This is a genomic window from Pseudomonas sp. TREG-RG-20F-10-E-6-01 (genome assembly GCF_022662455.1).
In the GTDB taxonomy this organism is placed as follows: Bacteria; Pseudomonadota; Gammaproteobacteria; order Pseudomonadales; family Pseudomonadaceae; genus Aquipseudomonas.
In genome coordinates, this window is sequence record NZ_JAKNQP010000004.1 from 380,383 (window position 1) to 405,182 (window position 24,800).

Annotated in this window: 21 protein-coding genes and 1 pseudogene; 8 read left to right on the forward strand and 14 right to left on the reverse strand. The window is 62.2% G+C overall.

The genetic code is table 11. The features are described 5' to 3' along the window. The first annotated feature begins 10 nt into the window (after positions 1-10). Entirely contained in the window at positions 11-739 is a 729-nt protein-coding gene (locus tag L8K08_RS15740; RefSeq protein WP_277933642.1) for a CbtA family protein, read from the forward strand. On the opposite strand, the gene L8K08_RS15745 is transcribed toward L8K08_RS15740, so the two are convergent. Continuing rightward, entirely contained in the window at positions 729-1,289 is a 561-nt protein-coding gene (locus L8K08_RS15745) for a DUF4865 family protein (protein ID WP_242198491.1), read from the reverse strand. The genes L8K08_RS15740 and L8K08_RS15745 overlap by 11 nt on opposite strands. A gap of 93 nt (positions 1,290-1,382) precedes the next feature. Here L8K08_RS15745 and L8K08_RS15750 point away from each other — a divergent pair, with 93 nt between their 5' ends. Then, positions 1,383-2,249, forward strand: coding sequence for a LysR family transcriptional regulator (locus L8K08_RS15750; protein WP_242198493.1), 867 nt, complete (start codon positions 1,383-1,385; stop codon positions 2,247-2,249). A gap of 8 nt (positions 2,250-2,257) precedes the next feature. Here the strand turns inward: L8K08_RS15750 and L8K08_RS15755 are convergent. The 4 genes and pseudogenes from L8K08_RS15755 to L8K08_RS15770 form a co-directional block, all read right to left on the reverse strand. Then, positions 2,258-2,404 (reverse strand): annotated as a pseudogene (locus L8K08_RS15755) (YbjN domain-containing protein); the annotation flags it as partial. Next, positions 2,401-3,729, reverse strand: a complete 1,329-nt coding sequence (locus tag L8K08_RS15760; protein ID WP_242198495.1) for an MFS transporter — start codon at positions 3,727-3,729, stop codon at positions 2,401-2,403. The pseudogene L8K08_RS15755 and the gene L8K08_RS15760, both read right to left, overlap by 4 nt. 43 nt (positions 3,730-3,772) lie before the next feature. After that, a complete protein-coding gene (locus tag L8K08_RS15765; protein ID WP_242198497.1) occupies positions 3,773-5,308 on the reverse strand; it encodes an AMP-binding protein in 1,536 nt (511 codons plus the stop codon). 3 nt (positions 5,309-5,311) lie between these two features. Further along, positions 5,312-6,490, reverse strand: coding sequence for an acetyl-CoA acetyltransferase (locus tag L8K08_RS15770; RefSeq protein WP_106579606.1), 1,179 nt, complete (start codon positions 6,488-6,490; stop codon positions 5,312-5,314). Positions 6,491-6,618: 128 nt separating this feature from the next. Here L8K08_RS15770 and L8K08_RS15775 point away from each other — a divergent pair, with 128 nt between their 5' ends. Then, complete coding sequence (locus L8K08_RS15775; protein WP_119736077.1) at positions 6,619-7,206, forward strand: LuxR C-terminal-related transcriptional regulator; 588 nt, start codon at positions 6,619-6,621, stop codon at positions 7,204-7,206. A gap of 449 nt (positions 7,207-7,655) precedes the next feature. After that, positions 7,656-8,219 carry a manganese efflux pump MntP gene (gene mntP, locus L8K08_RS15780; RefSeq protein WP_145164895.1) on the forward strand — a complete coding sequence of 188 codons (564 nt, stop codon included), beginning with the start codon at positions 7,656-7,658 and terminating at the stop codon, positions 8,217-8,219. 124 nt (positions 8,220-8,343) lie between these two features. Here the strand turns inward: mntP and L8K08_RS15785 are convergent, their stop codons facing one another. Beyond that, entirely contained in the window at positions 8,344-9,408 is a 1,065-nt protein-coding gene (locus L8K08_RS15785) for an NAD(P)-dependent alcohol dehydrogenase (RefSeq protein ID WP_242198500.1), read from the reverse strand. 147 nt (positions 9,409-9,555) lie between these two features. Between L8K08_RS15785 and L8K08_RS15790 the strand changes: the two genes are divergently transcribed. Further along, positions 9,556-10,374 carry an alpha/beta hydrolase gene (locus L8K08_RS15790; RefSeq protein ID WP_145164891.1) on the forward strand — a complete coding sequence of 273 codons (819 nt, stop codon included), beginning with the start codon at positions 9,556-9,558 and terminating at the stop codon, positions 10,372-10,374. A gap of 145 nt (positions 10,375-10,519) precedes the next feature. Continuing rightward, positions 10,520-11,518, forward strand: coding sequence for an NAD(P)H-quinone oxidoreductase (locus L8K08_RS15795; RefSeq protein ID WP_242198502.1), 999 nt, complete (start codon positions 10,520-10,522; stop codon positions 11,516-11,518). A gap of 163 nt (positions 11,519-11,681) precedes the next feature. Here the strand turns inward: L8K08_RS15795 and L8K08_RS15800 are convergent, their stop codons facing one another. The 3 genes from L8K08_RS15800 to L8K08_RS15810 all read right to left on the reverse strand — a co-directional run bounded on the left by L8K08_RS15800 (position 11,682) and on the right by L8K08_RS15810 (position 14,197). Further along, a complete protein-coding gene (locus L8K08_RS15800; protein WP_145164887.1) occupies positions 11,682-12,803 on the reverse strand; it encodes an alkene reductase in 1,122 nt (373 codons plus the stop codon). 78 nt (positions 12,804-12,881) lie between these two features. Beyond that, a complete protein-coding gene (locus L8K08_RS15805) occupies positions 12,882-13,559 on the reverse strand; it encodes a type 1 glutamine amidotransferase domain-containing protein (RefSeq protein WP_242198504.1) in 678 nt (225 codons plus the stop codon). After that, on the reverse strand, positions 13,556-14,197 hold the full coding sequence (locus tag L8K08_RS15810; protein WP_242198505.1) for a TetR/AcrR family transcriptional regulator: 642 nt from the start codon (positions 14,195-14,197) through the stop codon (positions 13,556-13,558). Before L8K08_RS15810 ends, L8K08_RS15805 begins: the two co-directional genes overlap by 4 nt. A gap of 174 nt (positions 14,198-14,371) precedes the next feature. Here L8K08_RS15810 and L8K08_RS15815 point away from each other — a divergent pair, with 174 nt between their 5' ends. Further along, positions 14,372-15,313, forward strand: a complete 942-nt coding sequence (locus L8K08_RS15815; protein ID WP_145164881.1) for a GlxA family transcriptional regulator — start codon at positions 14,372-14,374, stop codon at positions 15,311-15,313. Positions 15,314-15,508: 195 nt separating this feature from the next. Here the strand turns inward: L8K08_RS15815 and L8K08_RS15820 are convergent, their stop codons facing one another. After that, entirely contained in the window at positions 15,509-16,015 is a 507-nt protein-coding gene (locus L8K08_RS15820) for a GNAT family N-acetyltransferase (protein ID WP_242198507.1), read from the reverse strand. A gap of 189 nt (positions 16,016-16,204) precedes the next feature. Between L8K08_RS15820 and L8K08_RS15825 the strand changes: the two genes are divergently transcribed. After that, on the forward strand, positions 16,205-17,077 hold the full coding sequence (locus L8K08_RS15825) for an undecaprenyl-diphosphate phosphatase (protein ID WP_106579591.1): 873 nt from the start codon (positions 16,205-16,207) through the stop codon (positions 17,075-17,077). An 868-nt stretch (positions 17,078-17,945) separates the two neighbouring features. Here L8K08_RS15825 and yghU read toward each other — a convergent pair. The 4 genes from yghU to L8K08_RS15845 are packed head-to-tail and all read right to left on the reverse strand — an operon-like array spanning position 17,946 to position 24,573. Continuing rightward, positions 17,946-18,782: a glutathione-dependent disulfide-bond oxidoreductase gene (yghU, locus tag L8K08_RS15830; protein WP_242198509.1), complete on the reverse strand. Its 837-nt coding sequence runs from the start codon at positions 18,780-18,782 to the stop codon at positions 17,946-17,948. A gap of 2 nt (positions 18,783-18,784) precedes the next feature. Further along, entirely contained in the window at positions 18,785-20,230 is a 1,446-nt protein-coding gene (locus L8K08_RS15835) for an efflux transporter outer membrane subunit (RefSeq protein ID WP_242198511.1), read from the reverse strand. Further along, on the reverse strand, positions 20,223-21,392 hold the full coding sequence (locus tag L8K08_RS15840) for an efflux RND transporter periplasmic adaptor subunit (protein ID WP_242198512.1): 1,170 nt from the start codon (positions 21,390-21,392) through the stop codon (positions 20,223-20,225). Before L8K08_RS15840 ends, L8K08_RS15835 begins: the two co-directional genes overlap by 8 nt. A gap of 1 nt (position 21,393) precedes the next feature. Next, a complete protein-coding gene (locus L8K08_RS15845) occupies positions 21,394-24,573 on the reverse strand; it encodes an efflux RND transporter permease subunit (protein ID WP_242198513.1) in 3,180 nt (1,059 codons plus the stop codon). Positions 24,574-24,800 lie beyond the last annotated feature (227 nt).

A 24,800-nucleotide genomic window follows, 5' to 3' on the forward strand; every position in this document is an offset into this window, starting at 1 on the left:
GAGACACGACATGACAGGGCATTTACTCCTGCGCGGGATGCTGGTGGGCTTGCTCGCCGGCGTGCTGGCTTTCGGCTTCGCCAAGACCTTTGGTGAACCGCAGATCGACAAGGCCATCGCCTTTGAAGACCACATGGCACAGATGCACGGCGATGCGCCGGAAGAGGCACTGGTGAGCCGCGAAGTGCAAAGCACCTTCGGCCTGTTCACCGGCGTGGTGGTGTACAGCGTGTCACTGGGCGGCCTCTTCGCCCTGGTGTTCGCTTACGCTCTGGGGCGCATCGGCAAGGTCGGCCCGCGTGGCCTGGCGGCGCTGCTGGCACTGGCGGCATTTGTGGCAATTACCCTGGTGCCAGGGCTCAAGTACCCGGCTAACCCGCCCTCGGTGGGCGACCCCGAAACCATCGCGCAGCGCACCAAGCTGTTCTTCCTGATGCTGCTGGTGTCAGTGGCGGCCGCGGTGATTGCGATCAACGCCGCGCGCAAGCTGATTGCCCGCCGTGGCGTCTGGGCTGGGGCGATCCTGGGTGTGGCGTTGTACATCGTGATTGTGTCGGTGGCCGGCAGCCTGTTCCCGGTGATCAACGAAGTGCCGGAGGCGTTTTCGGCCGTGCTGCTGTGGAAATTCCGCGTAGCGTCGCTGGGTATCCAGGTGGTGCTGTGGACCACTCTCGGCCTGGTGTTTGGCGCGGTGGCCGAGCGCAAGCTCAGCCAGCCAACAGCGCGTTTCAACCCTTGAACTGAACCCCGGGGCGGGCCAGGTACAACACCTCATAGCCCGTTCCGGGATGCGCCGCATCCAGCGCCTTGCTTGACAAGGTGATGCGCACCAGCCGCCACGCCTGCACATCCAGCGCCAGGCATACCGCAAACGTGTCACCGCTGTCAGCCAACTGCTGATTGCGCCGTTTTTCCTCGGCGACGATCCCCGCCCGATCCGCCCCCGGCACCAGCGGCCACTCCTCTCGGTACAGGCTCAACGCGTGCTGCGCGGGCCCACGCTGCACATCCAGCGGCAACCAGCTTTCGATGTGCGGACGGCCAAAGCTGTCGAGCACTTTCTGAAAACGCTCGCCGAGTAGAAAGTCGGCGGCCTGCAACGGGTCGGCCCACAGGTACACCGACGCATACACATTGCCCGGCGCCTGCCCACGCGTCTGCGCGATAAACGCCTTGAACAGCAGCCCTTGCGTGTCATCCCACAATGGTCCCAATTGCGCGGCGCGCCGGCGTATCACGTCCATGTCGTAGTCGGCAGGCAGGCGGTGTGAATACTGTTTGGCAAACATGGCAAAACTCCTGTGCAAGATGTGGAAAGAGCTTGCGCACTGGCGATGATTTCAACAAGATATGGCCGAATATAAGTGCGATAAGGATTGGATATGACTGACGCGCTCAAACCCCTCGACATCGACACCGTGCACGCCTTTGTGCTGGTGGCTGATTTCGCCAGCTTCACCCGCGCCGCCGAGGCGCTCGACACGTCCCAGGCGGCCATCAGCCTGAAGCTCAAGCGCCTGGAAGAACGCCTCGGTTATCGCCTGTTGGTACGCACGCCTCGCCATGTGCAGCTGTCGCCCCAGGGCGAGCGCTTCATCGTGGCCGCGCGTGCCCTGCTCAATGCCCATGAGCGCGCACTGGCTGACCCGGGCGCCCACGCGCCTCGGCGTTTAGTGATTGGTATCAGCGACCACGTGGCCGGGCCGGACTTGCCCACCTGGCTCAGCCGACTCGCGGCCTACGACCCGCTGGTGATTCTCGAGGTGCGCATCGCCTCGTCCCGCGACCTGGTGGCCGCGTTTGATCGCAATGAACTGGACGCGGTGATCGTGCGCAACGAAGGCGATCGCCAGGACGGCGAAGTGCTGGCCGTGGAACGCTTTGGCTGGTTCGCGGCGCCACACTGGCAACACAGCCCCGGTACACCGCTGCGCATGGCGACCATGGCCGCGCCCTGTGGCGTTCGGCACCTGGCGGTGAGGGCATTGGAGGCCGCGCGTATCGACTGGACCGAAGTGTTTGTCGGCGGTGGCGTAATGGCGGTAGGCGCGGCAGTGAGTGCCGGATTGGGGGTCGCCGCCCTCGCCCACCGCGTGGCCCCGGCCGGGGCGGTGGACGTGAGTGAGCAATACCGCCTGCCCGCATTACCCGTCAGTGAAGTGCTGCTGTATAGCCGGATCAGTGATGCGCGCTCGCGCGAAACGTTGCGCGCGTTGAGTGCAACGTTTCGTGGCGTGCTGCAGCGCTGAGTGTCAGGCGCCGGGTTGCCGAAGCGCACGGCAAAGCCGGTACCCTGGCTCGCGCTGAGCAATTGCACGATGCCGTTCTGTTTGGTCTGGTTGACGCGATAGCCGGCTTCCTGCAGCCATTCAGTCAGGCTTTTCGGGGTAACGCTGTTGATCAGGCGGCCGGGGCCAACACGGCCCCCGCCGGCGCCACCATCGGGCTGACACTGGCGACGAAATCTTCCTTGCGCAGCACCACCAGTGCGATCAACGACACCACACCGGTTGCCACGTAGAAATACCAGGGTGAAGTGATGTCGCCCGTCACCTTGATCAGCCAGGTGGAGATCAGCGGCGCGCTGCCGCCAAACACCGCGACCGGCACGTTGTACGCCACGGCAATCCCGGTGGAGCGGATGCGCGTGGGCAGCAGCTCGCTCATCAGCGCATAGGTCGAGGAGGCATACAGCCCGAACAGGATCGCCACCGCCATCAATGGCGCGAAGAACGACGCGGCAGTGGCGGTCGGTGCCGACTTGAACAGCCAGAACATCGCCAGCGTGGCCAGGGTGCCGATCACCATCAGAAACGGCTTACGTCCGTATTTATCGGTGAACGCGCCGCCAAACGGCATCACGAACGCGGCCGAGAAACTCGCGACGAACACATAGAGTAGCGTGGTGCCGCTGTCGAACTTGAGGATCTTGGCCATGTAGGTCGAGGCGAAGGTCAGCACCAGGTAAAAGATCGAGCTGTGCAAGGTGATGATGAAGAACACCAGGGCAATCGCGCGCTTCCACTGCCAGACTTCGCGCAGCGGTGCACGGGAAGTCTGCCCGGCGCGCTGCAAGGCGAGAAATTCCGGGCTGTCTTCCAGCTTGAGGCGGATGTACATGGAGATAAAACCCAACGGTGCGGCGATCAGGAACGGCACGCGCCAGGCCCATTCCTGCATCACCTCGGCGCCCAGGACCCAGGTCATGCCATTGGCCACAGCGCCGCCCAGCAGCAGGCCGAGCACGGCGGTGACCATCAGCCAGCACGTGGCAAAACCGCGTCGGCCGGGGCCGGCGTATTCGGAGATAAAGCTGGTCACTGTGCCGATCTCGCCGCCCGCCGAGAAACCCTGCACGCAGCGCACCAGAATCAGCAGCATCGGCGCAGCAATGCCAAGCGTTGCATAAGTGGGCAATAGGCCGAGCATGACGGTGGAACCGGTCATCATCACCAGCGCCATGATCAGGGTTTTGCGGCGGCCGATCTTGTCCGCCAGCGGACCGAAGAACAGCCCGCCCAGGGGCCGGATGAAAAAGCTCAGGGCAAACGCCGCGAAGCTGGCCAACAGGCTGGTGGTGGGGTCATCGGAGACGAAAAATGCCTGGCCGATGTACACGGCGAGAAAGCCGTAGACGCCGTAGTCGTACCACTCGATCAAGTGACCGGAAGTGGCACCGAGAAACGCACGGCGCCGCTTGCGGACCATGTCTTGCGCTTGATTGCCCATCAAAGGGACTCCTTGTCTGATGTTCTGTCCATGAAAAACGGGTCTAGGGAAGCGCGGCGATACTCGCTGCTTTCAGCCACTGCCGCAAGTCGGTCTTGAGGATTTTGCCGTAACTGTTCTTTGGCAATTCGCCGGGAAACAGGTACTTCCTGGGTTTCTTGAACGAGGCCATGCGCTGTAAAAACCAGGCCGTCAGCTCGGCTTCATCGAGCGGTTGCCCGCTGCGCGTCACCACAAACGCCACCACCGATTCGCCCCATTGCGCATCCGGCTCTCCCACGACGCACACCTCGAACACCTCGGGATGTTGCGCCAGCACCTCCTCGACTTCACGCGGGTACACGTTGCTGCCGCCGCTGATGATCACGTCCTTGGAACGGTCCGTGAGGGTGAGGTAACCCGCCGCGTCGAGAAAGCCGACGTCACCGGTCAACAGCCAGCCCTCGACCAGGGTCTGACGCGATGCCTCGGGGTTGCGCCAGTAGCCTTGCATCACCGTGGCACCGCGCACGGCGATTTCGCCGCGCTCGCCCGTCGGCACCGGCTGGTGCTGTGCGTCGAGAATGCGGATTTCAACGCACGATTGCGCATGGCCGACGGAGGCGGCCAGCGTGGCCCAGTCTGCGCGTTGGCGGTCGGCGATCAGCGCGCGAGGCAGCACGCTGATGGTCATCGGGCTCTCGCCCTGGCCGTAGATTTGCACCAGCCGCGGGCCGAAGGTGTCGACGGCCTCACACAGATCGGCCAGGTACATCGGGCCGCCACCGTAAACGATGGTTTTGATGCCTTCGCCGCGATAATCCTGGCGCCGCGCCTGTTCGACCATGCGCTTGACCATGGTCGGCGCCGCAAACAGTGAAACGTTGCCCAGCTCGGCCGCCAGGCCAAACAGCTCGGCGGCGTCGAAACCGTGGGAAGCCGGCACCACATGCCGCGCGCCGCAGCGCACATGAATGAAGTTGTAGAGCCCGGCGCCATGGGACATTGGCGCGGCATACAGCACGGCGTCATCGGCGCTGACCGGATCCACGTCTGTGGGGTAACACAACGACATCGCCATCAGGTTGCCGTGGGACAGCATCACGCCCTTGGAGCGCCCGGTGGTGCAGGAGGTGTAAAACAGCCAGGCAAGATCCTGGTCCTGGCGGGGCTCCGGCTGCGCCAGGGTCGGCCAGCCACGCGTCGGCGGCAGCGTGTGGCCGTCCAGTTCCTTGCAGTGCTGAGGCAAGTCGCGCGACGCCGAAAATACCCGGCCGCCGTCGGTAAAGATCAGGCGCGCCTGGGCGTTATCGGCGATCCACGCCGCCTCAGCCGGGTGCAATTTGGCGTTGATCGGCACAGCCACTGCGCCCAGCCACCAGATGGCGTAGAGCACTTCCAGGTAGTCGCAGCTGTTCTTCATCAGCACGGCGACCGCGTCACCGGCGACCACGCCGTGCTGGTCCACCAAGTGCGCGGCGCGCTGGCGAACATGCGCAGCAAAGGTGGCGTAGTCGGCCACTTGCCGCGTGCCTTCGAACAATGCCGGTCGCTGCGGGTCGCGGCGCTGGGTGTCGTGCAACCAGTTGGCAATGTTCATGGGTCAGTACCGGCGCGCGTGCAGGACCGAGGCGTAGTTGGCCACTGCCATGCCGCCCATGTTGAACACCAGGCCAAACTCCGGGTTGGGCACCGCCAGGCCAATCGGTTCGCCGGTCAATTGGCGGAACGCCAAGGCGTGCATCGACACGCCGGTGGCACCCACCGGATGCCCCTTGGCCTTGAGCCCACCCGAGAGATTCACCGGCAGCCGCCCGCCGGCGCGCACCACGCCACTGTCGAGCACGCGATGGCCCTCGCCCTTGGGCGCCAGGCCCATGGCTTCGTAGATCAGCAGTTCGGCGATGGTGAAGCAGTCGTGCACCTCGGCGAAACTCAGGTCGGCCAGGGTGATATTCGCCCCGCGCAGCGCCGAGTGGATGGCCCGTTGCGGGCCTTCAAACGCCAGGATGTCGCGCTGGGCAATGGGCAAGCAGTCGTTGACCTGGGTCATCGCACGAATCTGCACGTCTCGACGAAACGCGCGCGCTCGCTTGGGTGAGGCCAGGATGATCGCGGCGGCGCCGTCGCTGATCAACGAGCAATCGGTCAGGCGCAGTGACTCGGCCACAAACGGGTTGCTCTTGGACACGTTGTTGCAGTGTTCGAAATCCATCACCCGGTGCATTTGCGCCAGCGGGTTGGCCATGGCATTGGTGTGGTTCTTGGTGGCGATGGCGGCCATCGAGCCCAGCGGGCAGTGGTAGCGCTCGGTGTATTGGCGCGCCGCACGGCCGAACAGCTGCGGGAAACTCAAGCCGGCTTCGGCCGGGTCGTTCTGATAACCGGCGCCGGCCAGGGCCTGAGTGACCTCGGCGGTGGACGTGTGGGTCATCTTCTCGGCGCCGACCACCAGCACCAGGTCGGCGCTGCCGGAGAGGATCGCGTTGACCCCGGCCTGAATCGCCGCCGAGCCGGACGCACAGGCGTTTTCACACCGCGTGGCGGGTTTGAAGCGCAGGCCCGGGTCGGCCTGCAACAGCAAGGAGCTGGCAAACCCGTCAGGCACCAACCCCGAGTTGAAGTGCCCCAGGAACAACGCATCGATTTGCGACGCATCAATGGCCGCATCGGCCAGGGCTTCGCGGGTAACCTGCACGATCAGGTCTTCAAGGGTGGTGCCTTCCAGGCGACCAAAACGCGAATGACCGGCGGCAACAATGGAGACGCAATCAGCTGGCATAATCAATTTCTTCTATTTTTGATGCGGACATTTACCTACAATGACGCACCGCTGAGCGCTCGCCAATTCGTGTAACTACTTACATGGATAAGTAGCCCGGTGAGAAAAGCAACGAGGCAGGATGCCCAATGAACGCGTTTACCCAGCAACTTCAAGATATCGAACGCCTGGCGTTCCAGCTCTCCCCCGCCCCGCAACTGGTCACGCGCAACCGCGTGATGGTCGATTGCAATGAGGCCTTCCTGCAGTTGTTCGGCTATTCGCGCGACGAATTGGTCAACCAACTGACCCTGCTGATCTACCCGTCCCAGGCCGATTATCACGCCATCGGCAAGCGTAGCCACGACTGGCTGCTGGAGAGCGAGAACGGCTTCTACTCCGATGAACGCTTCATGCAGCACAAAAGCGGCGAGGTGTTCTGGGCCAAGTCCCACGGCTACACCCTCACGCCCAGAGACCCGTTCAAGCTGATGATCTGGCACTTCGAGCGCCTGGACCGCACGCACCAGGGTACCGGCGACCTGACGCCACGGGAGCGGGAAATCGCCATGCACATCGTCAACGGTCTTAAATCCAAGGAGATCGCCCAGCGCCTGGCGATCTCTCACCGTACGGTGGAAGTGCACAGGGCACGGCTGATGAAGAAACTTGAGGTGAAAAACATCGTGGAGCTGGTGTCAAAAATGATTTTCGTCGGCGGGCGCGCCTGGTTATAGCCAACCATTACAAACCCCGGTCCTACGCTAGCTACGCTGAAAGTGCTCAAAAGGAGCTTTCCCACGCAGTTACGTTTAAAGGACTAATGATATGGCGCACTCCGATCGTTCTTCGCCCGCTACCCAACCTCGCAAGACTCCGTCGCCCTCGCCGCCCAGCGCGTCGGCGTGGTGATCCTCGGCGCCGACGTCGGCCTGAGCGTATGGAGCGCCGCCCACCGGTATTTGAAGGGCGTTGACGGAATTTTCATATTTGGCTGTCTATGATGCGCCCCTTCGTTGGGGAGTAACCGGCTTCTGACCCGCTCAGAAGCGTTCGTATCAACATATTCGGCAACCTGCCGTGGTACGAACACCGTTGAGGTTGGTGAGACCAGCGACACATCCATGCCTAAAGTCGGGCGTGTGGTTGTGTCGTTGACTCATACAGCCCGACTGGAAGCCTCACCGTGAACCCCATTTCCCTGATTTTTCTCGCCCTGGCCATGTCCACGGACGCCTTCGCGGCGGCCATCGGCAAAGGCTCCAGCCTGCACAAACCGCGTCTGATCGAAGCACTGCGCGCCGGCCTGATTTTTGGTGTGATCGAAGCCATTACGCCGATGATCGGCTGGGCCATCGGCCATGCAGCCACGCGTTGGGTGGAGGACTGGGATCACTGGATCGCCTTTACCCTGCTGGTCGCACTGGGCTTGCACATGATCTACAACGGGCTCAAGGCGGACGATGAGGAGGCGGAAAAGCCGACCCAGCATTCCTTCATGATCCTGGCCATTACCGCCTTTGCGACCAGCATTGATGCGATGGCCGTCGGCGTGGGCCTGGCCTTTATCGATGTGAATATTCTGGTGGCGTCGGCAGCCATCGGCCTGGCGACCATGACCATGGTAACCATCGGCATGATGCTCGGTCGGGTGCTGGGCACGGTGGTGGGCAAGCGCGCCGAAATGGTCGGCGGCGTGGTGTTGATGCTGGTGGGTGCGACGATTCTCTACGAGCACTTGTCGGCTTAACGGCCTGCACTGAACAAATGTGGGAGCGGGCTTGCCCGCGAAGGCGATGGATCAGTCGATGACTCTGTTGACTGTCAATGCGCTTTCGCGAGCAAGCCCGCTCCCACCGTAGGTCTGCCGCGTTTCAAGCCGCGTGACTTTCCTTCTTCAAGCTCTCCATATCAATCACGAAGCGATACTTCACATCGCCCTTGAGCATCCGCTCGTACGCCTCGTTGATGCCCTGGATGTCGATCATCTCGATGTCCGAGACAATCTTGTGCTTGGCGCAGAAGTCCAGCATGTCCTGGGTTTCCTGGATGCCACCAATCAACGAACCGGCCAGGCTGCGGCGTTTGAAGATCAGGTTGAACACCGTCGGCGACGGATGCGGGCTGTCGGGTGCGCCGACCAGCGTCATGGTGCCATCGCGCTTGAGCAGATTGAGAAACGCATCGAGGTCGTGCGGCGCGGCAACGGTGTTGAGGATGAAGTCCAGGCTGTTGACGACCTTGGCCATCTCGTCCGGGTTCTTTGACACCACCACTTGGTCGGCCCCCAGGCGCAGGCCGTCTTCGCGCTTGTTCGGCGAGGTGGTGAACAGCGTGACATGCGCGCCCATGGCATGCGCGATCTTCACCGCCATATGCCCTAGCCCGCCGAGGCCGACGACCCCGACTTTTTTGCCGGGCCCCACCTTCCAGTGGTGCAGCGGCGAGTAAGTGGTAATGCCCGCGCACAGCAGCGGCGCCACGGCCGCCAGGTTCGAATCGTGGGAGATGCGCAGCACGAACTTCTCCTTGACCACGATATTGTCCGAGTAGCCGCCAAAGGTGTTTTCGCCGCCGAACACCGGGCCATTGTAGGTGCCGGTAAAGCCGTTCTCGCAGTATTGCTCCTCGCCCTCGGCGCAGGATGCGCAGTGCTGGCAACTGTCGACCATACAACCGACACCGGCCAGGTCACCGACCTTGAATTTTTTCACGTTGGCACCGACGGCCGTGACGCGGCCGACGATTTCATGGCCGGGCACCGACGGGTACAAGGTGTTGTGCCATTCGTTACGCGCGGTGTGCAGGTCGGAGTGGCACACGCCGCAATAGAGAATATCGATCTGGACGTCGTCCGACCCCGGCGCGCGGCGCTCGAAGGTAAAAGGCTTGAGTGCATCCTTGGAATCCCGAGCGGCGTAGCTGTAAGTCTTGGCCATTTGGTTCACCTGTTGAACTGACGGTAGAGGTCAGTGGACCAATGCAGACGCGCAAGCGTTCAACCGAGCACATCCGTACAAGCCCCTGGGCCGGTTTAACGCGATAGTGAGACTGAGCTTTTGCCCCCTGACCCCAAGGAGTTTTCCATGAGCACATTCGTTGCCAAAGACGGTACCCAGATTTATTTCAAGGATTGGGGCAGCGGTAAGCCCGTGCTGTTCAGCCACGGTTGGCCACTGGATGCCGACATGTGGGAATACCAGATGGAATACCTGAGCAGCCGTGGCTTTCGCACCATCGCCTTCGACCGCCGGGGTTTTGGCCGCTCGGACCAACCGTGGACCGGTAACGACTACGACACTTTCGCCGACGATATCGCCCAACTGATCGAACACCTGGACCTCAAGGAGGTGACCCTGGTGGGCTTCTCGATGGGCGGCGGCGATGTGGCCCGCTACATCGCTCGCCACGGCAACTCGCGTTTGGCCGGCCTCGTGCTGCTGGGCGCCGTCACGCCGATCTTCGGCCAAAAACCGGATTACCCGCAGGGCGTGCCTACCGCGGTGTTTGATGGCATCAAGGCCGGGCTGCTGAAGGATCGCGCGCAATTTATCAGCGACTTCAACGCCTCGTTCTATGGCATCAACAAGGGCCAGAAAGTCTCCCAGGGCGTGCTGACGCAGACCTTGCAGGTCGCGTTGCTGGCGTCGCTTAAATCGACCGTGGATTGTGTCACCGTGTTCTCCGAGACCGACTTCCGCCCGGACATGGCCAAGATCGAGGTGCCAACCCTGGTGATCCACGGTGACGGCGACCAGGTCGTACCGTTCGAAACCACCGGTAAAGTCGCGGCCGAGATGATCAAGGGCGCACAGCTGAAGGTGTACAAGGATGCGCCGCACGGTTTTGCCGCCACCCACACCCAGCAGCTGAATGAAGACTTGTTGGCGTTCCTCAATCGCTGAAGCGAGTGAATCACCCTCTCCTTATTTTGCCGGGCTTGTCCGGCTTTTTTTTTCGACAGGCGCTGACCCTGGGTATGATGCGGCTGAACCGGCGACTGCCCGACGCGGTCCCAACTCATACGCTCATCGTTGCAGGTAATCGCACATGTCACTGCCAAAAGAAATGACCCTGATCGAAATCACCGCCCCTGGCGGCCCCGAGGTCCTGCAACCGCGCCGGGCCGATGTGCCGGTGGCAGGTCCCGGTGAAATCCTGATTCGCGTGCACGCGGCCGGCGTCAACCGCCCGGATGCGTTGCAGCGCGCCGGCAAGTACCCAATGAAACCTGGCATGAGCCCCATTCCAGGCTTGGAAGTGGCGGGTGAAGTGGTTGCATTGGGCGAGGGTGTCAGCGAGTACGCGCTGGGTGACAAGGTGTGTGCCCTGACCAACGGCGGTGGGTATGCACAATTTTGCGCGGTGCCTGCCAGCCAGGCCTTGCCGATTCCGGATGGCATGGACTGGATTCAAGCCGCCGCCGTGCCGGAAACCTTCTTCACCGTCTGGGCCAACCTGTTTGGCCTGGGTGATGCTCATACCGGCCAGAGCGTGCTGATCCACGGCGGCACCAGCGGCATCGGTACCACCGCGTTGATGCTGTGCCGCGAATACGGTATCCAGGCGTTCGCCACCGCCGGCAGCGCCGACAAATGTGCGGCGATCGCCAAGCTGGGCGCCGAGCCGATCAACTACCGCGAGCAGGACTTCGCCGAGGTCATCGCGCAGAAGACCGACAACAAGGGCGTGAATGTGATCCTCGACATCATGGGCGCCTCGTACCTGAACAATAACCTCAAGTCCCTGGCCATGGACGGGCACCTGGTGATGCTGGGCTTCCTCGGCGGCGGCAAGGCCAATGACGTCGACCTGCTGACCATCCTCGGCAAGCGCGCCGTGATCACCGGCTCCTTGCTGCGCGCACGCACCAAGGACGAAAAGGCTGCCATTGCCGAACAGCTGCGCGAATACGTGTGGCCGGTACTGTCCGCCGGACGCTGCCTGCCGATGATCGACAAGGTGTACGAATACACCGACGCCGCCCAGGCCCATGCGCGGATGGAAGGCGGCGATCACATTGGCAAGATTGTGTTGCGCGTGGAATGACGCTCATCCGCCCTGCTGAAGACCAGCGGTGGCAGTTGTAGAGCTCCAGCGAGGCTGCAATGGCGGCGGCACGGTCAACATGTTGTTGCCTGCCCCACCGCCTTCGCCGCCGCGCCACTGCTCGACGGCCCCGACAACAGATCTGCGCCGGGGCATCGACTAGTTACTCGGCGAACGCCGGGTAATCGGTGTAGCCCTCTTCCGAGCCGCCGTACATGCCCTGCGCCCGCAACGGGTTCAGCGGCCAGCCGTTGAACAGTCGCTGCGGCAGGTCCGGGTTGGCAATGAACGGACGGCCGAAGGCAATCAAGTCTGCCAGCCCCGCCTCCACCAGTTTTGCCCCACGCTCAGCGGTATAGCGACCGGCGTAGATGATGCGCCCGCTGAACGTGCTGCGCACCGCCTGACGGAAGGTTTCGGGCAGGTCGGGAGCGTTGTCCCAGTCAGCCTCGGCGATAGACACATAGGCAATGCCCGATGCCTCGAGCACCTTGATCGCTTCAATGTAGGTGTGATGCGGATCTTCCTCGACCAGGCCGATGTACACGCGGTCCTGATCCGTGCCGCTGAACAGCGGAGAAAAACGCACACCCAGGCGCTGCGGGCCGACCACGGCGGTCACGGCCTCGACGATCTCGCGTAGAAAGCGCAGGCGGTTGTGCAGCGAGCCGCCGTATTCGTCATCACGCTGGTTGGCGTGGGCGGAGATGAACTGGTTGACCAGGTAACCATTGGCGGCGTGGATTTCCACCCCGTCAAAACCGGCATCCAATGCATTGCGCGCCGCCTGTGCGTAGTGCCCTACCAGTTCTTCAATTTCCAGCCTGCTCAACGCACGCGGCACGGGCGGCTGCATCAGCTCGCCGACGCCAGGCCCGGTTTCGATAAAGGCTTTTGCCTGCTCCGCCGCAATGGCCGACGGCGCGACCGGTGCGGCGCCCTCCGGTTGCAGCGCGTTATGGGACACGCGCCCCACATGCCACAGCTGGGCGAAGATCACGCCACCTTCGGCATGCACGGCGTCGGTGACTTTGCGCCAGCCGTCGATCTGCGCCGGGCTGTAGATACCCGGCGTCCAGGCGTAACCCTGGCCGCGCGGTTCGATCTGCGTGCCTTCGCTGACCATGAAACCGGCCGTGGCGCGCTGGCGGTAATACTCGGCCATCAGGTCGGTGGCGATATCGCCGGGTTGCGCGCTGCGTTGACGCGTCAGAGGCGGCAAGACAACACGGTTATTGAGCGTGTGATGGCCCAGTTTTACTGGGGTATTTAAATGATGAGTCATGTGAAATTTCCAAATTCAGGGCGAGCAAAAGCATTGGCGGCTCCAAGGAGCCGCCAATCAATAACGTGTGTGATTAATTCAGGCGGTGAGTGTGAGCAGGGCCTTGGCCACAGCACTGGAACTGGCAGGATTCTGCCCGGTCACCAGCAAGCCGTCTTCGAGCACGAAGGACTGCCAATCAGCGCCCTTTTCATAGTGGCCGCCGAGCGCCTTGAAATCATCTTCAATCAGGAACGGCACCACATCGGTCAGGCCAACCGCAGCTTCTTCAGCATTGGAGAAGCCGGTAACACGACGGCCCTTGACCAGCGGCTCGCCATTCACGGCCTTGACATGACGCAGAGCGCCCGGCGCATGGCAGACAAAACCAATCGGCTTGCCGGCACGCTCAAAGGCCTCGATCAGTGCGATCGACGTTTGCGATTCGGCCAAGTCCCACAGCGGGCCATGGCCGCCTGGGTAGAACACGGTGTCGAAGTCGTTGGCGTTGACCGTGTCCAGCTTGACGGTGCTGGCCAGGGCCTGTTGGGCCGCCGGGTCGCCAGCAAAGCGACGGGTTTGCTCGGTCTGTGCATCCGGCTGATCGCTGACCGGGTCCAGCGGTGGCTGGCCGCCGGCCGGGGATGCCAGCACCAGTTCGGCACCCGCGTCTTTGAAGGTGTAATAGGGCGCCGCAAATTCTTCGAGCCAGAAGCCGGTTTTACGACCGGTATTGCCAAGCTGGTCGTGAGAGGTCAGTACCATTAATACTTTCATTTTCCAGTGCCTCGATCGATGGTTTCAGTAGGTGTATGCATCAGCAGTTCAGGGCAACCCAATAACTGTCGGGTCAGCAGCAGCGCCTCGTCAAAAGGCGCGGATGTTCGGGTGATCTTGCTCATGACGCTGGTCCCCAACCACAGCGCGTACAAGCGCCGAGCCAGGCTTTCGGGGTGTTGCTGAACCGCCAGCGAGCCATCCTGGATGCCGTGCTGCAAGGCCTCGGCCAGCAAGGCGATGGTGCGTGTGGTGCCGCGTTGCAGGGACAAACGCATTGGCTCTGAAAGGTCTGACACCTCGGCACCGAGTTTGACGGCAAGGCATTTGCCCGCGTCGGTGCAGCCGGTCTGGTTGTCGATCCAGGTGTGCCAATAGCGCATCAACCTGGCGGCCCAGGGCAGCCCGGGTTGCTGGAACAGTTGCTCCATGCCTTTGAGGTATTGGTCGAAATAGGTGTCGAGCAAGACCACGCCGAATGCATCTTTGGAATGGAAGTAGTGATAAAACGACCCTTTGGGTACATCGGCGGCTTGAAGTATTTCGTTCAACCCCACGGCAGAAAATCCTTTGCGGCTCACAATCAATTGCGCCGTATCCAGAATGGTCTGCCTCGTACTGTTAGTCGCGTTAGTCATCATTCATCCCGTCCCGATTAGACCAGTCGTCTAGTTCGTTGAGGGGATGTTAGGCGTCGAGAAAAACTTCAACAATGTCATATCCGCAAGGATTTCGGACATGGCACAAAGTCGGTTGCCGTTTGCCTGGTACCCGCCGACAATCCCCTCTCCCACGCCCCTTGGAGAATGACGATGCACAGCGTTGCGCTGATGGTTTACCCGAATTTCCAGTCCCTGAGCCTCAGCCTGGGTTCGGTGTTCGAGTGCGCGAACCTGCTGCGCGGTGAACCGGCTTATGAGTTTCATCTGGTCTCGGAGAGCGGCGGCGCCGTCATGACCTCCCAGGGTTTTTCGGTGAATACCAGCCCGATTCGGCCACAGGGTTATGACACGCTGATCGTCAGCGGCTACCTGGAATTTCGCCTGCCCGAGGCCAACCTGCTGGAAGTGGTCAAAGCCGCCTCTGCGCAGTCGCGGCGCGTGGCCTCGCTGTGCATGGGCATTTTCGTGCTGGCCGAAGCCGGTTTGCTCGAAGGCAAGCGCACCACCACCCACTGGATTCACGCGCCGGCATTTCGCAAGCGCTACCCGGATATTCAACTCGAAGAAGACAAACTGTTCGTGGTTGACGGTCAGGTCTGGACTGGCGCCGGCATGAGCGCCGGGGTGGACCTGGCGTTGGCCATGGTGGAAGCCGACCTGGGCAGCGACCTCGCCCGACGCATCGCCCGCAAGCTGGTGATTGCCCAGCGCCGCGGCAGTGAGCAATCGCAATTGTCGGCGTTACTGGAACTGGACCCCAAGTCCGACCGCGTGCAACTGGCCCTGGCCTATGCCCGCGAAAACCTGACCCACGACCTGTCGGTGGAAGCCCTGGCCGAGGTGGCTCGGCTGAGCCCGCGCCAATTCAGCCGGGTGTTCCGCGAAGAAACCGGGCAGACGCCGGCCAAGGCCATCGAGTCGCTGCGGGTGGAAGCTGCCCGGGCGATGATGGAAACCAGCCGTCACCCGGTCGAAGTGGTGGCCCGCGAAACCGGCTTCGGTGACCGCGAGCGCATGCGCCAGGCATTTCTGCGCGCGTTCGGGCAACCGCCGCAGGCGATGCAGCAAGTGTTGTTCAACGCGGGAGCCTAGCGGCAGTGTTAAGGGTTTTGGCTGTTGGGTTGTTTACCCGTACCCAGGCCAAGGCGGGTCACCGTGCCCTTCGGATATTCAGGCAAAAAGCGCTGCGAATAGAGTAGATGCCATGGCCTTGGGCCTGTGCCATTCAGGGCGAAACCGGCCGACGAGTCCAAGTGCGGCCGTGCCCGGCTAAGTCCAACATCGTGTTTAGTGCAGCGCGGCCCGCGTAATCAAATAACTGACCAACTGCGGATCGTCATCCAGCTCAAGCATCTGCACCGGGCGCGGCAGGTCATCGAGCACCGCGCGCCAGAACGCCTGGGACACTTCATCCTGATCGTAGAACCGCACCAGCCAATTGGTCTCGCCACTGCGCAGCACTTGGGTGGCGATAGCGCGGCCAATGCCTTTGCGGCGATAGCGCTTGAGGATGAACAGGTCGGCCAGTTCCAGTGCGTCGATGCCCGGCAGCTCGCTGCCTTCGATCAGCAGGAAGCCGGCGATGTAGCCATCCACCAGCAGCAGGTTGGCGCTCCATTGCGGGTCTTGCCAGTAGCGGGTCAGGTGCTCGTCATGGATATAGAAACGGCCATCCGACTCCACATCTTCCTGCTCCCAGTCTGACGACTCATAGGCATAGTACTGGTAAAGATTACGGATCAGCTCAGACGCATCGGGGCCGGTCTGGATCAATTCGACGGTGGTTTCAGGCATTGGGCTCTCGGTGAAAATACGCAAAACCCCATTGTTCACAAAAGTGATACACACGCCAATACATTGCATAACCTTTCTGTTTGCTGAACCGATTGCGGATTTGCTACTCCGCGTCCAATATCCTGAAACATTTAGAATAAACTTCGCCTACTGCTTCTTCTAAAGCCCCTTTTTTCAAGGACACGTATTGTGACAAACGTCTGTTCCGCCGGCCTGGATGTGGGCTTTGCCTCTCTGGACTACCTGCAGATCTTCATCCTGGGCGTCATCCAGGGCATTACCGAGCTGTTGCCGGTGTCGTCCACAGCCCACATGCGAGTGGTGCCCGCCCTGCTCGGCTGGCAAGACCCGGGTTCGGCGTTTTCCGCGGCCATGCAGTTGGCGGCGCTGGCGGCGGTGGTCAGTTACTTCTGGCGTGACGTGCGCCAGGTGACCACCGGCAGCATCAGTGCGGTGCGCCGGGGCGACTACAACGACCGGTGGTTCAAACTGGCCGTGGCGATTGTGTTGGCCACTATCCCGATTGGGATTGCCGGCCTGGCGCTGTCTTCGACCCTGAATACCTGCAACTCGCCGTTACGCGGCCTGATGGTGATCGGGATTGCCTGCGTGGTGATGGCGGTATTGCTGGCAGTGGCCGAAGTGCGCGCGCGCCACACCCGTGAGATGAGCGAAATGCGCCTGCGCGATGCGCTGATTGTCGGTATCGCGCAGATTGGCGCGCTGATTCCTGGGGTGTCGCGCTCCGGTTCGACACTCACCGCCGCGCTGTTCCTGAACTTCAAGCGTGAAGAAGCTGCGCGCTTTTCCTTCCTGCTGGGCCTGCCGGCCATCGCCCTCGCCGGTTTGAAAGAACTGTGGGTGCTGCTGCACGCCGACATGCCCGCCCACGCCTGGTCGCACTTGATCTTCGGGCTGGTGGTCGCCAGCGTCTCGGCGTTCTTTGCCATCTGGGGCCTGATGAAGTTCCTGGAGCGGTTCTCCACCTGGCCGTTCGTGATCTACCGCGCGCTGCTGGGGATTTTCCTGATCGTGGCGGTGAGCACCGGCTTTTTGAGTTAAACCGTGCGGAGCTAAGCCCCAGGCTGGCGGTCGGCCCAAAAGTAACCAAAAGGCTCTTGCCCCACCACTTGGCACCTCGCTTGGGCTCGGTGTGCCCTCACGCAGGCTTTGGAGCGTGGGGCGCCTAAGATCAAAATCAAAAGCAAAAGCACGGCGGCCTAGTAGCCGACCTGAGTGGTTAGATCAAAAGCGCGGCCGAGGCGGCCTGACAGCCGACCTGATTCTGGAAGCTGAACTCAATCAAATGTGGGAGCTGGCTTGCCTGCGATAGCATCGACTGGTTATGCCTGATACACCGAGGTGTCTGCATCGCAGGCAAGCCAGCTCCCACAGAAAAGCAAAGCAGTGCGGTGGTGGCGGGCTGCACTCGGTCAAATTGTAGGAGCGGGCTTGCTCGCGAAGGCGGTGGGTCAGTCAACTAATGTGTAGCTGACACACAGCATTCGCGGGCAAGCCCGCTCCCACATTTGGATCTCTGTGCATCAGGTTGATGTGGTGTTGTTCTGCTTTTGATCTGCTTTTGCTTCTACCACTCAGGTCGGCTTTCAGGCCGCCGTGCTTTTGCTTTTGATCTTGCTTGTGATCTGACAGGCCCCGTCAACCACGCTGGCCGAACGCAGGCTTGAATCCGTGGGTAACCCGGCAGGACGCCGGGTTAGCCGCGTTGGGCCATGGATGGCCCGTCGCGGCGGCCCACGGATTCAAGCCGGAGTGAGGGCACACCGAGCCTAGGCGAGGTGCCGAGTGGTGGGGCAAAGACCTTTTGGTTACTTTTGGGGCGTTTGCCAAAAGTGACCCGCTGTAAGAGCGGAACCGCCAGCCGCCGTGACCGCAGCAACGGATATGTACTCACCCCCCCAAAAAAAAGTCAGTCCAAATCACTCGCATCATGCCGCTCACGCAACTGCTCCGAAACCTCCCCAGAAACCCGATTCACCCTGCGCCCCCGCTGCACCGCCGGCCGCGCCTCAATCGCGTTCGCCCAACGCAGCACATGCTTGTACTCATGCACCGACAAAAACTCCGCCGAAGCCCCATACAACCGGCCTTTGACCAACCCGCCATACCAAGGCCAGATCGCAATATCCGCAATGGTGTACTCATCCCCGGCAATGTACTCACTCACCGCCAACCGCTGATCCAGCACATCCAGCTGGCGTTTGGTCTCCATGGCAAACCGATTGATCGGGTACTCCATCTTGCTCGGCGCATACGCATAAAAATGCCCAAACCCGCCGCCCAGGTACGGCGCACTGCCCATCTGCCAGAACAACCACGACAAACACTCCGCACGCGCCGCCGGCTCAGTGGGAAAGAACGCCCCAAACTTCTGCGCCAGGTACTGCAAAATCGCCCCCGATTCGAACACCCGAATCGGCGTATCCCCACTGCGGTCCAGCAACGCCGGGATCTTCGAGTTCGGGTTCACCGCCACAAACCCGCTGCCAAACTGATCACCGTCACCGATCTTGATCAGCCAGGCGTCGTATTCCGCGCCGGCGTGCCCCAGGGCCAACAGCTCTTCCAGCAGGATCGTGACCTTCTGGCCATTGGGTGTGGCCAGCGAATACAGCTGCAACGGGTGCTTGCCAACCGGCAATTCCTGCTCGTGAGTCGCACCGGCGATAGGCCGGTTGATACTGGCAAAGGTGCCGCCGCTTTCAGTGTCCCAGGTCCAGACTTTCGGGGGTACGTACTCGGTCATGCTCACTTCTCCTTAGTTTCATCAGGGGTCGACGCAGCCAATTGAGCCACGTTCCATCCGCCGCCCAGCGCCTTGATCAGGCCCACATTGGCGCTCAATTGCTGAGTTTGCAATTGCAACACGCTGCGCTTGGCTTCCAGCGCCGCCACTTGCGCAGTCACCACATCCAGGTATGCCACGGCGCCCTGGCGATAACGTGAGGTGGACAGGTCTTCGGCGTATTGCGCCGCAGCCGCCGCATCACGCTGATCATCCAGGGCCGTGCCCAGGCCGGCGATTTGCGACAGGTTGTCCTCCACCTGCTCGAACGCACCCAACACCACGCCACGGTATTTGGCCGCCGCTTCATCGGTGGCGGCCTTGGCGATGTCCACCTGGGCCTGACGCGCGCCGCCGTCAAACAGGGTGCCCACCAGTGATGGGCCGATGGCCCAGAACAGGTTGGGCGCGCTGAGCAAGCGGGCAAACTCGTCACTCTGATAACCGCCTTGGGCGCTCAGCGTGATCTGCGGGAACCACGCCGCCTTGGCGACGCCAATCCGCGCATTGGCCGCAGCAATACGACGCTCGGCAGCCGCAATATCCGGCCGACGCTGCAACAGGCTGGAAGGCACGCCGGTCGGCACATTAGGCAAGGCAATCGGCGCCACGTTCACGGCGACGCTATAAGTGGAAGCCGACTCACCGAGCATCGCCGCTATCGAATGCTCCAGCAGCGCCCGTTGCACCTGACTCTGGCTGAGCTGTGATTTAACCGTCGACAACTGCGTACGCGCCCGCGCCACGTCCAGGCCGGAGACGATACCGCCGCCATGCAAACCTTCGGTCAGGCCAAGGGCCTTGGCGTAAGCGTCGCGCGTCTGCTCCAGCAACTGGTTCTGCCAATCGATACCGCGCAGGCGGATATAGCTGTCGGCCAGTTGCGCCTGCAGGCTCAGGCGTACCGACGCCAGGTCTGCCCTGGCCGCATCCGAGTCGCTGGTGCCGGCGGCCACGGTGTCGCGCACGCGGCCCCACAGGTCGACTTCATAGTCGACTTCCAGGCCCAGGGTCGCGGAGTTGTAGACATCCGGTGAAGTGGCCGAGCGCAACGGCTTGGTGTCTGACTGGCGAATGCGCTGGCCGTTGCCAATGGCCGAGATCTTCGGGAACAGCCCCGAACGGTCCTGGGCCAGGAACCCTTGAGATTGCTGGTAATGCGCGAGCGCCGCGCTCAGGTCGGCGTTATTTTTCAACAACTGCTGCTGCATCGCATCCAGCTGCGGGTCGTTGTAGACGCGCCACCAGCCATCCCGGTTGGCCTGATCGTTCGGCGTGCCGACCGTCCAGGGCCCTTGGGTGTGAAACTGCGCGGCCATCGGTGTGTGCGGCACGTTCAGCGGTGGCGCCAACGAGCAGGCGCCCAGGCTCAGCGTGGCGATCAAACCCAGCACATTGCGCTTAGCCATGGGGTTTGACCTCAGTGGCAGCGACCGCCAGCTGCACCGAATCATCATCAGCCAGGCCATCGGGCGGCGTGTCGATCACGCGGTCGGCGGCTTGCAGGCCGCTGGCGATTTCGACGCTGTCACCAAAATCGCGGGCGATGCTGACGGTCTTGAAGTGCACATGGTTGTTGGCGTCCAGGGTCGCGACGCGCATGCCCTTGTCATCGAACACCAAGGCGCTGGACGGCACGCGGATGACGTCGGCCTGCACCGGCAAGTCAAACTGCACGCTGGTGTAGCCACCGGGCAGCAAGCGGCCACCGGGGTTGTCCACCAGCAATTGCACGAGCGTGCTGCCGGAGGCAGCGTTGACCGCGTCGGCGGTGGCAATCACTTTGCCGGTGAAGGTTTCGCCGCGGTACTCCGGCACGCTGAGGCGCGCGGTGGTGCCTTCGCGAATCTGTGGCGAGAAGGTTTGCGGCACCTGCACATACACGCGCAGGCGGCTGACATCGGCCACCGCAAACAGCTCTTTGCCGGCGGTCCCGCCCGCACTGATCAACGCGCCTACGTCAGTGCTGCGCGCGGTGACCACACCGGCAAACGGCGCAACCAGATGCTGGAAGCCCTTGGTTGCGACCAGCTGGTCGACATTGGCCTTGGCCGCCGCCACTTTGGCTTGCTTGGCGGTCAGGTCGCCGGTGCGTTCATCCACGTCCTGGCGCGACACCGAGTAGTTCGCCAGCATGGCCTGCCAGCGTTTGGCGGTGGTTTCGGCGAGGTGCTCATCGGCTTGGGCCGAGGCCAACGTGGCACGGGCCTGCAGCAGTTGCTGGTCGAGTTCCGGGGTGTCGATTTCAGCCAACACTTGCCCGGCTTTGACGCGGGTGCCGATGTCGACATTCCAGGATTTCAGGTAGCCGTTGACCCGGGCGAAGATCGACGCGCGTGAGTACGCCTCCATCCGCCCCGGCAGGTTGAGCACCGGGCCCTGGGCCTGCACCACCGGCTTGATCAGGTTGACGCTGGGCAACGCCTGGGCGTCGGTCCAGGTCTTGAGGTCGCGCGATTCACTGGCGCGCACGCCGATGCCGACACCGACGATGACAACCACCACTGCCGCACCCACGATCAGCCACAGCAGGCCACGGGAAGACTTGGATTTAGAAACGGAAACGGACATGTCAAACCCCTTGGGTAATGGTGGTCGCACGCGTGGCGTGCTGGCGACGCCCGTGGACAAGACTGAAAATCAACGGAACCAGAATCAACGTGGCGACGGTGGCAAACGCCAGGCCGCCGATCACCGCGCGGCCCAGTGGCGCGTTCTGCTCGCCGCCCTCGCCCAGGCCCAAGGCCATGGGCGCCATGCCGATGATCATCGAAATGGCCGTCATCAACACCGGCCGCAGCCGGGTGAAGCCGGCTTCGAGCGCGGCCTGCACCGCATCGCCGTGCACCGCCAGGCGTTCGCGACAGAAGCTCACCACCAAAATGGCGTTGGCAGTGGCCACGCCCATGCACATGATCGCCCCGGTCAGCGCCGGCACCGACAGCGGCGTGTGCGTGATAAACAGCATCCACACGATGCCCGCCAGCGCCGCCGGCAACGCGGTGATGATCACAAACGGGTCGGCCCAGGATTGGAAGTTGACCACGATCAGCAAGTAGATCAGCACCACCGCGCCGAGCAGGCCGAACAGCAAGCCACTGAACGCCGCGTTCATGGTCTGTACCTGGCCTTGCAGGATGACCTTGGAGCCGGTAGGTACTTCACCGGCGTGGGCGGCGATGATCTTTTGGATATCGGCGGCAACGCCACCGAGGTCGCGGTCCTGAATCGCGGTCAGCACTTCGACCACTGGCTGGATATCCGATTGGGTGAACACCGAATTACTGTGGCTGCGCTGGATATTCGCCAGGCCGCCCAACGTCTGGTCGGTGGCCGCCCCGCTGCCGCCACTCAACGGCAGGTTGTGCAACGCCGCCAGGCTTTCAAGGCTGTACTGCGGGGTTTGCATCACGATCGGGTAGGAAATGCCGTTGGCCGGGTTCAACCAGAAGGTCGGCGCCACCTGGCTGGAACCGGCGAGGTTGACCACCAGGCTGTTGGTCACGTCGCGCTCGGTCAAGCCGACCAATTGCGCGCGGGTGCGGTCCACGTCGATATTGAACGTCGGCAATTGCCGCGACTGCTGGATGCGCGCATCGACCACGCCCGGCACCCGGCGAATATCCCGCAGCAACGCGCTGGCGTACGTGAAGTTGCCCGCCAGGTTATTGCCGGTGATTTGCAGGTCAATCGGTGCCGACGAGCCGAAGTTAAGGATCTGCCCGACGATGTCGGACGCCGGGAACGAGAACACCGCGCTCGGAAACTCGCGTGGCAGGGTTTCGCGCAATATGCGCATGTATTCTGCCGTCGGACGGTGGCCTTCATTGAGGCTGATCTGAATGTCGCTGTCCTGGGAACCCACGGTGCCGGTGTTGTTGTACACCACGTTGATGCCACTGATCGACAGGCCGATGTTGTCGACCAACGCCTTGAGCTCATTGGCCGGGACTTTGCGCCGGATCGCGTTCTCGATGTCGGCGATCAAGTGCGCGTTGCTTTCCACCCGCGTGCCCACCGGGGCACGCACGTGCAGCAGGATCAAGCCGGAATCGACCTCGGGGAAGAAGTTGCGCCCCAGAAACGGCACCAGCGCAAACGACACCGCAACAAACGCCAGCAGGCCGATCACCACCGTGCGGCGATGGTGCAAGGCACTGTCCAACACGCTGTGGTAGCGCTCGCGAAAGCCTTCAAAACGCCGCTCGAAACCACGTTGAAAATTCACCAGCGGATTGCGCGACGGCGCGTGCCCGTCCTCACCGTGCACATGCGGCTTGAGCAGGTAGTTGGCGAGTGTCGGCACCAGCGTACGCGACAGAATGAACGAGGCAATCATGGCGAAAATCACCGCCTCAGCCATCGGTACAAACAGGAAGCGCGCCACGCCGTCGAGGAAGAACATCGGCACAAACACGATGCAAATACACAGCAGCGAAACGAACGCCGGCGTGACGATCTGCGCCGCACCGTCGAGGATCGCCGTCTCCACCGGCTTGCCCTGCTCCAGGTGCCAGTTGATGTTCTCGATGGTCACCGTGGCGTCGTCCACCAGGATGCCGACTGCCAGCGCCAGGCCGCCGAGGGTCATGATATTGAGGGTTTCGCCCAGAGCCGAAAGCGTGGCAATCGAGGCCAGGATCGCCAACGGAATCGACGTGGCGATGATCACCGTCGAACGCCAGCTGCCAAGGAACAGCAGGATCATCAGGCTGGTCAGCGCCGCCGCGATCACGCCTTCACGGGCCACGCCGCTGATGGCCGAGCGCACGAACAGTGACTGGTCGCCGATCAGGTCGATGTTCAGGTCAGGCGGCAAGGCGGCCTTGTTGTCCGCGAGCTTTTCCTTGATCCCGGCGATCACGCCCAAGGTCGATGCCGAGCCGGTCTTGAGCACCGGCAGCAGCACCGAGCGGTTGCCGTTCACGTGCACGATGTTGGTTTGCGGCGGGTTGCCGTCGCGCACGGTGGCCACATCGCGGATCAGCACGGTGGTGCCGTCGGCGGTCTTGATCGGCAGGTTTTCCAGGTCATGGAAATCCGACGGTGCGTTGTTCAGTTGCAGGTTGAATTCGTAGCTGCCGATCTTCTGCGTGCCCACCGGCGTGATCAGGTTCTGCGTGGCCAGGGCGGTGGCGACGTCTTGCGCCGACAGGCCGCGCGCCTGCATGCGCGCCGAATCAAGGTCGATCTGCACCTGGCGGCTCTTGCCGCCAAATGGGTATGGCAGCGCCGCACCGGGCACGGTGGTGAGCATCAGGCGCACCTGGTTAAGGCCAATATCGCCCAGGCGCTGCTCGCTCAAACCCGCGCCCGACAAGGCCAGTTGCACAATGGGCACGGTGGAGGCGCTGTAGTTGAGCACCAGCGGCGGCACGGTGCTGGGCGGCAGTTGCCGCAGGATCGCCTGGGATACCGACGTGACCTGGGCGTTGGCCGTGCTGATGTTGACGCCGGGCTGGAAGAAGATCTTCACGATGCCGTAGCCATTCATCGACTGCGCTTCGATATGGCGAATGTCGTTGACCGTGGTGGTCAGCACGCGCTCGAACGGCGACGTGATGCGCCCCGCCATCTGGTCGGGCGGCAGGCCGGTGTACTGCCAGATCACCGCGATGACCGGGATACGGATTTCGGGAAAGATGTCGGTCGGCGTTCGCCAGGCCGCCAGCGGGCCGATGATCAGGATGAAAATAGCCAATACCAGAAAGGTATAGGGGCGCCGCAACGCGATGCGCACGAGGCTCAGCATAGGAGGTGATCCAGACAGGGGTTGGATGATCAAGCAGGCAGAGCCGTGCCGTTTTCCCGCCTCGCCCCACGCGTTTCCTGGGGAGCTTGTAACGACATCCGGTCACAAAGAGGCATATGCCACGATATCTAATTTAGTGGCGTACGCAACTAATTTGTTTCAAGCTGTCTCAGTCTTCATCTGCAAGCCATCTTCGGTCTGAAAGGCCTTGTCCTGACAGGTCGCAC

What these genes read in the sequence shown, in the direction of transcription:
- L8K08_RS15835 (WP_242198511.1), bottom strand. Translation starts at nt 20,230, where the DNA reads ATGGCTAAGCGCAATGTGCTGGGTTTGATCGCCACGCTGAGCCTGGGC.
- L8K08_RS15795 (WP_242198502.1), top strand. Translation starts at nt 10,520, where the DNA reads ATGTCACTGCCAAAAGAAATGACCCTGATCGAAATCACCGCCCCTGGC.
- L8K08_RS15840 (WP_242198512.1), bottom strand. Translation starts at nt 21,392, where the DNA reads ATGTCCGTTTCCGTTTCTAAATCCAAGTCTTCCCGTGGCCTGCTGTGG.
- L8K08_RS15745 (WP_242198491.1), bottom strand. Translation starts at nt 1,289, where the DNA reads ATGTTTGCCAAACAGTATTCACACCGCCTGCCTGCCGACTACGACATG.
- L8K08_RS15750 (WP_242198493.1), top strand. Translation starts at nt 1,383, where the DNA reads ATGACTGACGCGCTCAAACCCCTCGACATCGACACCGTGCACGCCTTT.
- L8K08_RS15810 (WP_242198505.1), bottom strand. Translation starts at nt 14,197, where the DNA reads ATGACTAACGCGACTAACAGTACGAGGCAGACCATTCTGGATACGGCG.
- L8K08_RS15790 (WP_145164891.1), top strand. Translation starts at nt 9,556, where the DNA reads ATGAGCACATTCGTTGCCAAAGACGGTACCCAGATTTATTTCAAGGAT.
- L8K08_RS15805 (WP_242198504.1), bottom strand. Translation starts at nt 13,559, where the DNA reads ATGAAAGTATTAATGGTACTGACCTCTCACGACCAGCTTGGCAATACC.
- L8K08_RS15740 (WP_277933642.1), top strand. Translation starts at nt 11, where the DNA reads ATGACAGGGCATTTACTCCTGCGCGGGATGCTGGTGGGCTTGCTCGCC.
- L8K08_RS15760 (WP_242198495.1), bottom strand. Translation starts at nt 3,729, where the DNA reads ATGGGCAATCAAGCGCAAGACATGGTCCGCAAGCGGCGCCGTGCGTTT.
- L8K08_RS15775 (WP_119736077.1), top strand. Translation starts at nt 6,619, where the DNA reads ATGAACGCGTTTACCCAGCAACTTCAAGATATCGAACGCCTGGCGTTC.
- L8K08_RS15785 (WP_242198500.1), bottom strand. Translation starts at nt 9,408, where the DNA reads ATGGCCAAGACTTACAGCTACGCCGCTCGGGATTCCAAGGATGCACTC.
- L8K08_RS15770 (WP_106579606.1), bottom strand. Translation starts at nt 6,490, where the DNA reads ATGCCAGCTGATTGCGTCTCCATTGTTGCCGCCGGTCATTCGCGTTTT.
- L8K08_RS15845 (WP_242198513.1), bottom strand. Translation starts at nt 24,573, where the DNA reads ATGCTGAGCCTCGTGCGCATCGCGTTGCGGCGCCCCTATACCTTTCTG.
- L8K08_RS15765 (WP_242198497.1), bottom strand. Translation starts at nt 5,308, where the DNA reads ATGAACATTGCCAACTGGTTGCACGACACCCAGCGCCGCGACCCGCAG.
- L8K08_RS15800 (WP_145164887.1), bottom strand. Translation starts at nt 12,803, where the DNA reads ATGACTCATCATTTAAATACCCCAGTAAAACTGGGCCATCACACGCTC.
- yghU (WP_242198509.1), bottom strand. Translation starts at nt 18,782, where the DNA reads ATGACCGAGTACGTACCCCCGAAAGTCTGGACCTGGGACACTGAAAGC.
- L8K08_RS15820 (WP_242198507.1), bottom strand. Translation starts at nt 16,015, where the DNA reads ATGCCTGAAACCACCGTCGAATTGATCCAGACCGGCCCCGATGCGTCT.
- L8K08_RS15815 (WP_145164881.1), top strand. Translation starts at nt 14,372, where the DNA reads ATGCACAGCGTTGCGCTGATGGTTTACCCGAATTTCCAGTCCCTGAGC.